The sequence below is a fragment of the Burkholderia sp. E168m23 genome, assembly GCF_016586125.1.
GTDB lineage: Bacteria > Pseudomonadota > Gammaproteobacteria > Burkholderiales > Burkholderiaceae > Burkholderia > Burkholderia orbicola.
In genome coordinates, this window is sequence record NZ_BCPP01000599.1 from 1 (window position 1) to 4,468 (window position 4,468).

Sequence of the window (4,468 nt, forward strand, 5' to 3'; positions counted from 1 at the left end):
GACGGCGCGCGCGTTGCTTTTCTGGAAGGGTCGGATCGAGGAGCAGTGCATCCGATTCCGGACGCTCGGTGCGGCGCGAGCGGCGCTCGACGCGTTCAGTGCGCTCCGTGCGCACGTTCCGGGAGGCCCCGGTGCGACCGCCGCGCCGCGGGGGCGCGTCGTCGTCTTTCTTGCCGAACGAGAAAATTCCCATGAATGGCTGAGTCCGAAACTGCCCGTCAGTCAGTGTTGCTGCGATTTACGGTAGGCCAGCACGCCGGCAACCGTATGGAAACTGCCGAAAACCACGATTCTATCATTCTCGGATGCTCTTTTTAGCGCATCGCGAAACGCTTCCGCGGGCGACGCGTACCGCGTCACGCTCGAATCGGGCCCCTCCTCCACGCCGGCCTTGCGCAGCGCGGCTTCGAGCTGCTCCGCGGAGGCCGCGCGCGGCAGCGGCAGGTCGGTCACGCACCAGTGGTCGATCTCGCCCTTCAGGTGCTGCAGCACGCCGTCGATGTCCTTGTCGTGCATCGCGCCGAACACCGCGTACGTGTACGGGAAGAAGCCCATGTTGCCGAGGTTCTGCTCGAGCACGGCCGACGCATGCGGGTTGTGCGCGACGTCGAGCACGATCGCCGGCTTGCCGGGCAGCACCTGGAAGCGCCCCGGCAGTTCGACGTTGGCCAGTCCGAGCCGGATATCCTGCGCGGACACCGGCAGCACCGGGCGCAGCGCCTCGAGCGCGGCGAGCGCGGCCGACGCATTGATCAGCTGGTTCGCGCCGCGCAGCGCCGGATACGCGAGCGCCGGATAGCGCTTCTCGCGGCCGAGATAGCTCCATTGCTGACGCTCGGCGCCCGCCTGCGCCTCGTAGCGGAAATCGCGGCCGACCAGCCACAGGTCGGCGCCGATCGCTTCGGCGTGGTCGATCAGCGTCTGCGGCGCGGCCGGATCGCCGCAGATCGCCGGCTTGCCCGCGCGGAAGATCCCGGCCTTCTCGAACGCGATCTTCTCGCGCGTGTCGCCGAGGTATTCGGTGTGGTCGATGTCGATGCTCGTGACGATCGCGCAATCGGTGTCGATGATGTTGACCGCGTCCAGCCGGCCGCCGAGGCCGACTTCGAGGATCACCGCGTCGAGCCCGCGCGACGCGAACAGATGCAGGATCGCGAGCGTCGTGAATTCGAAATACGTGAGCGATACAGGTTCGGCCAGCGACGTGCGCGCGGCTTCGACGGCCTCGAAATGCGGCAGCAGCTCGTCGTCGGTCACGTTCTGCCCGTTCACGCGTGCGCGCTCGTTGAATTCGAGCAGGTGCGGCGACGTGTGGCAGCCGACCTTGTAGCCCGCGCGCACGAGGATCGTCTCGAGGAATGCGCAGGTCGAACCCTTGCCGTTCGTGCCGCCGACGGTGATCACCGGGCACGCGAATTCGAGCTGCAGCGCCGCCTTGACCTGCCCGATGCGGGTCAGGCCCATGTCGATGCCGACCGGGTGCGCGCGTTCGAGATGCGAAAGCCACGCGTCGAGAGTGGGAAAAGTGCTCATCGGATCAAATCTGGATCGGTACCGCCACTACGCCAAAAAAACGAAGCGCGCCGCCTGACGTTGAAGCCAGGCGACGCGCAGCGTCACAACCTTGCGCCGGTCAAGCCAGCGCGTCGGCCGGCTGTCGCTGCAGCAGTGCGAGCAACTGCGCGATCTCGTCGCGCATCTTGCGACGGTCGACGATCATGTCGATCGCGCCCGTCTTCAGCAGGAATTCGGCGCGCTGGAAGCCTTCCGGCAGCTTCTCGCGGACCGTCTGCTCGATCACGCGCGGGCCGGCGAAGCCGATCAGCGCCTTCGGCTCGGCGATCACGACGTCGCCGAGGAACGCGAAGCTCGCCGACACGCCGCCCATCGTCGGGTCGGTCAGCACCGAGATGAACGGCAGCTTGGCTTCGGCCAGCTTGGTCAGCATCGCGGTGGTCTTGGCCATCTGCATCAGCGACAGCAGGCTTTCCTGCATCCGCGCGCCGCCCGATGCGGTGAAGCAGATGAACGGTACGTGCTGTTCCAGCGCGTTCTGCGCACCGCGCGCGAAGCGTTCGCCGACGACCGAACCCATCGAGCCGCCCATGAACGAGAACTCGAAGCAGGCCGCGACGACGGGCAGCGTGTGAATCGCCCCGCCCATCACGACCATCGCGTCGGTCTCGCCGGTTTCGTCCATCGCTTCCTTCAGACGATCGGGGTACTTGCGGCTGTCCTTGAACTTCAGCGTGTCGACCGGCACGATTTCCTGGCCGATTTCATAGCGGCCTTCCGGATCGAGCAGCCCGTCGAGGCGCTCGCGCGCGCCGATACGCATGTGGTGATCGCACTTCGGGCACACGTGCAGGTTCGCGTCCACGTCGTTGCGATAGAGAACGGCCTCGCAGGACGGGCACTTGACCCACAGGCCTTCCGGAATGCCCTTGCGGCTTTTCGGGTCGGTCTGCTTGATCTTCGGCGGCAACAGTTTGTCGAGCCAGCTCATCGTATGGTTTCCTGTTCCGTGGCGGGGCGGGCCAACCGGCCCGTTCCCGCTTCCTGTGTTGTGTTTATCGCGCCGTGTTGCCCGCACCGTCCAGCGCAGCACGCAGCTCGGCGATGAAAGTCTTCAACGCGGCGGCGGCACCTTCCGGCGCGGCGCTCTCGAGCAGCTGCACGAGGCGGCTGCCGATCACGACGGCGTCCGACACTTCGGCCACCGCGCGCGCCGTTTCGGCGTCGCGGATACCGAAGCCGACGCCCACCGGAACCGGCACGCGCGACTTGATGGCCGGGATTTTACCTGCAATGCTCGAAACATCCAGATTTCCCGCGCCGGTCACGCCCTTGAGCGACACGTAATACACGTAGCCGCTCGCGATCTTGCCGACGTCGGCGATGCGTTCGTCGGTCGACGTGGGCGCGAGCAGGAAGATCGGATCGATCTGCGCGGCACGCATTTTCTCGGCGAATACGCCCGCCTCTTCCGGCGGATAGTCGACCACCAGCACGCCGTCGACGCCGGCCGCGTGGGCTTCGGCCGCGAATGCGTCGACGCCCATCCGTTCGATCGGGTTCGCATAGCCCATCAGCACGACGGGGGTTTTGGGGTCGGTTTCGCGAAAACGCTTCACGTCGGCGAGCACGCTCTTCAACGTGACGCCGCGCGCGAGCGCGCGTTCCGACGAGCGCTGGATCACGGGGCCGTCGGCCATCGGGTCCGAGAACGGCACGCCGAGTTCGATCACGTCCGCGCCGCCGGCGGCGAGCGCGTGCATGAATTCGACGGTTTTCGCGGGATCAGGGTCGCCGGCCGTGATGAACGGGATCAGGCCCTTACGGCCTTGTTCGGCGAGCGCGGCGAAGGTCTGCTTAATACGATTCATGATAATTTTCCTATGTCGACCGGAGTTAGCGCTTTAGCGCTTACTCCGGTCCCATGCAAAGCAGCATTCGGCGATGCGGCGGCGCGATTCACGCGCACGCCGGCGCGGCGAGCGCGCTCACGCGCTCGTGCGCGATCGCACAATAGCTTTCGTTGATCTCGTAGCCGACGAAGTCGCGCCCCTGCCGTGCGCAGGCCACCGCGGTCGTGCCGCTGCCCATGAACGGATCGAGCACGCGGCCGCCCGGCGGGCAGCTGGCGAGCACCATCCGCTCGATGATTTCCAGCGGCTTCTGGGTCGGGTGATCGACGCGCTCCGCGTGCTGCCGGTGCAGGCGTGAGACCGACCAGACGTCCTTCGGGTTGTAGCCCATCTCCAGCCACTTGCTGCCTTCGAACAGCTTGCGCGAGCGGGCCTTCTTCGTGTCGGCGTCGTACGGGATGCGGACCGGATCGAGATCGAAGTAATACGCCTTCGAAACCGCGAAAAAGCCGATGTTGTCGTGCACCGACGTGAAACGGCGCGTCGTGCCGCCCATGCTCGGCACGCGCCGGTCCCAGATGATCTCGTTGACCATCGTGAGCTGCGTCTTCAGGAAACTGAAGATTTCCGGCGCGTACTGCCATGTGCAGAAGATGTACATCGACCCGCTCGGCTTCAGCTTCGGAATCGCGAGCTCGAGCCACCCGCGCGTCCACGCGAGGAAATCGTCGCCCGAACGCTTGTCCGAATCGTTGCCGTAGTCCTTGCCGAGCCCGTACGGCGGATCGGCGACGATCAGGTCGATCGACGCATCCGGCAAATACGCGGCATGGGTCAGGAAGTCGCGGTTGTGCAGTTCGATACCGGACGGCAGCGCGCGCGGCGCGGCAGCGGCGGGCTGAACCGCCTCCGCCTCGCTCGCGGCGCCGCCGCCCGGCTCTTCGATCAGGTCACGCATCGGTCGGGGTCAGAGCTCGATGCCCGATCGCTCGGCGACCGTGTGCATGTCCTTGTCGCCGCGGCCCGACAGGTTGACGAGCAGGAGCTTGTCCTTCGGCAACGTCGGCGCGAGCTTCACGCCGTACGCGATCGCGTGGCTC

4 protein-coding genes and 2 pseudogenes are annotated in these 4,468 nt (G+C 66.2%); all 6 read right to left on the reverse strand.

The window, feature by feature from the left end; all coding sequences use genetic code 11:
* Positions 1–193: pseudogene (locus JMF90_RS40250) on the reverse strand (sporulation protein); the annotation flags it as partial.
* A 29-nt stretch (positions 194–222) separates the two neighbouring features.
* Entirely contained in the window at positions 223–1,533 is a 1,311-nt protein-coding gene (gene folC / locus JMF90_RS25600) for a bifunctional tetrahydrofolate synthase/dihydrofolate synthase (protein ID WP_006479330.1), read from the reverse strand.
* A gap of 100 nt (positions 1,534–1,633) precedes the next feature.
* The gene (accD, locus tag JMF90_RS25605) at positions 1,634–2,506 is read right to left on the reverse strand and encodes an acetyl-CoA carboxylase, carboxyltransferase subunit beta (protein ID WP_006484412.1); all 873 of its coding nucleotides are present in this window, start codon (positions 2,504–2,506) and stop codon (positions 1,634–1,636) included.
* A gap of 64 nt (positions 2,507–2,570) precedes the next feature.
* Positions 2,571–3,386 carry a tryptophan synthase subunit alpha gene (gene trpA / locus JMF90_RS25610; RefSeq protein WP_011548089.1) on the reverse strand — a complete coding sequence of 272 codons (816 nt, stop codon included), beginning with the start codon at positions 3,384–3,386 and terminating at the stop codon, positions 2,571–2,573.
* An 88-nt stretch (positions 3,387–3,474) separates the two neighbouring features.
* Entirely contained in the window at positions 3,475–4,326 is an 852-nt protein-coding gene (locus JMF90_RS25615; RefSeq protein ID WP_011548090.1) for a site-specific DNA-methyltransferase, read from the reverse strand.
* A 9-nt stretch (positions 4,327–4,335) separates the two neighbouring features.
* Positions 4,336–4,468, reverse strand: a pseudogene (locus tag JMF90_RS25620) (tryptophan synthase subunit beta); the annotation flags it as partial.

Bases quoted from the DNA above. Each gene is read 5' to 3' on its own strand.
- trpA (WP_011548089.1), bottom strand. From the start codon at position 3,386: ATGAATCGTATTAAGCAGACCTTCGCCGCGCTCGCCGAACAAGGCCGT.
- JMF90_RS25615 (WP_011548090.1), bottom strand. From the start codon at position 4,326: ATGCGTGACCTGATCGAAGAGCCGGGCGGCGGCGCCGCGAGCGAGGCG.
- folC (WP_006479330.1), bottom strand. From the start codon at position 1,533: ATGAGCACTTTTCCCACTCTCGACGCGTGGCTTTCGCATCTCGAACGC.
- accD (WP_006484412.1), bottom strand. From the start codon at position 2,506: ATGAGCTGGCTCGACAAACTGTTGCCGCCGAAGATCAAGCAGACCGAC.